General features: G+C 72.0%; 1 protein-coding gene. It reads left to right on the forward strand.

Annotation, left to right across the window (positions count from 1 at the left end; all coding sequences use genetic code 11):
• The first annotated feature begins 122 nt into the window (after positions 1 to 122).
• The gene (locus tag D0Z06_RS25010; RefSeq protein ID WP_117380246.1) at positions 123 to 1,520 is read left to right on the forward strand and encodes an IS1380 family transposase; all 1,398 of its coding nucleotides are present in this window, start codon (positions 123 to 125) and stop codon (positions 1,518 to 1,520) included.
• The last annotated feature ends 142 nt before the right edge of the window (positions 1,521 to 1,662 follow it).

The following is a 1,662-nucleotide window of genomic DNA, read 5'->3' on the forward strand; positions in this document are numbered from 1 at the left end:
AGCCTCGATCCACCGTCGGATAGGCGTGTGACTGCGCGTCGGAAAGCACGAATGCCCCTCTGAGCAGGAACGATGTGGCTTGTCTAAGGCCCAAATCGTCCGCGCAGAAGGGCATCCGCTGGATGCGACTGTCTCACGGCTCGTCGGCGTCGTCCGCGAGCTTCGATGATCCGAATCTCGTGTCGGTCGGCGGGCTGGCCCCGGTGGCCGCGCTCGCGCAGTCCTGCCGGCTCGCTGATCTGGTCGCCGACAAGCTCACCCTCAAGGCCACCGGCGGGGTCAACGCCCAGGTCAAGGTGCCGGCGCTGGTGGCCGGGATGGTCGCCGGAGCGGACTCGATCGCCGACATGGACCTGCTGCGCCACGGCGGCATGGACCGGTTGTTCGCCGGCATCCGGGCCCCGTCGACGCTGGGCACGTTCCTGCGCAGCTTCACCTTCGGCCACGTCCGCCAGCTCGACAGCATCGCCACGGCGTTCCTGACCGGGCTGGCGCAGGCCGCGCCGCTGCTGCCCGGCGTCGACTCCGTCGCCTTCCTGGACCTCGACGACACGATGCGCGAGACCCACGGCTACGCCAAGCAGGGCGCCGGCTACGGCTATAACAAGATCAAGGGCCTCAACGCACTGATCGCCACGATCTCCACCCCGATCGCTGCGCCGGTGATCGGTGCCGCCCGGCTGCGCAAGGGCGCGGTCAAGTCCGCCCGCGGCGCGGGCACGCTGCTCACCGAGTCCCTCGGCACCGCCCGGGCCTGCGGCGCCGGCGGCCCCGATCGCCGCGGGCTGGTGCTCGTGCGCGGCGACTCGGCGTTCTACTGCCACGACGTCATCGCCACCGCCCGCCGCGGTGGAGCCCGGTTCTCGATCACGGCCCGGATGGACGCCGCGGTCACCAAGGCCATCGCCGCGATCGCCGAGGACGCCTGGACGGCGATCCGCTACCCGCAGGCGGTCTGGGACGAGCAGGAGCAGTGCTGGATCTCCGATGCCGAGGTCGCCGAGATCGAGTTCACGGCGTTCACCTCCCGCCGCAAGGCCGACCACATCACCGCCCGGCTGATCGTCCGCCGGGTCCGCCGGCTCAACCCCGCCTCGGTGCCGGCCGGCCAGTCCGAGCTGTTCGCCGCCTACCGCCACCACGCGGTCTTCACCGACTCCCCGCAGCCGATGCTGGCCGCCGAGACCACCCACCGGCAGCACGCGGTCATCGAGCAGGTCCACGCCGACCTCAAGGCCGGGCCGCTGGCCCACCTGCCGTCCGGGTCGTTCGCCGCGAACTCCGCCTGGCTGGCCCTCGCCGCGATGGCGTTCAACCTCACCCGCGCCGCCGGCGCGCTGGCCTCGACCTTCCACGCCCGAGCCACCACCGGCACCATCCGCGCCCAGCTGATCAACGTCCCGGCTCGGATCGCCCGCTCCGCGCGGCGGCTGCGGCTGCACCTGCCCGAGCGATGGCCCTGGCAGACCGCCTGGACCCAGCTCTTCGACGCCACGCTCGGCCCACCGACCGCCGCCTGACCGACCACCGCCCCACCGGGCCCGACGGAGACCGACAGTGGAAGAGCCGGACAGACCGGCGGCTCACCCACGGCCACGCCAGCCAACCAAGATCAGATCAGGCGCTCGCGGACTCCACCAAGATCGACGGTGGATCGAGGCT

This window comes from Geodermatophilus marinus, assembly GCF_003428645.1.
In the GTDB taxonomy this organism is placed as follows: Bacteria; Actinomycetota; Actinomycetes; order Mycobacteriales; family Geodermatophilaceae; genus Geodermatophilus.

Bases quoted from the DNA above. Each gene is read 5' to 3' on its own strand.
- D0Z06_RS25010 (WP_117380246.1), top strand. From the start codon at position 123: ATGCGACTGTCTCACGGCTCGTCGGCGTCGTCCGCGAGCTTCGATGAT.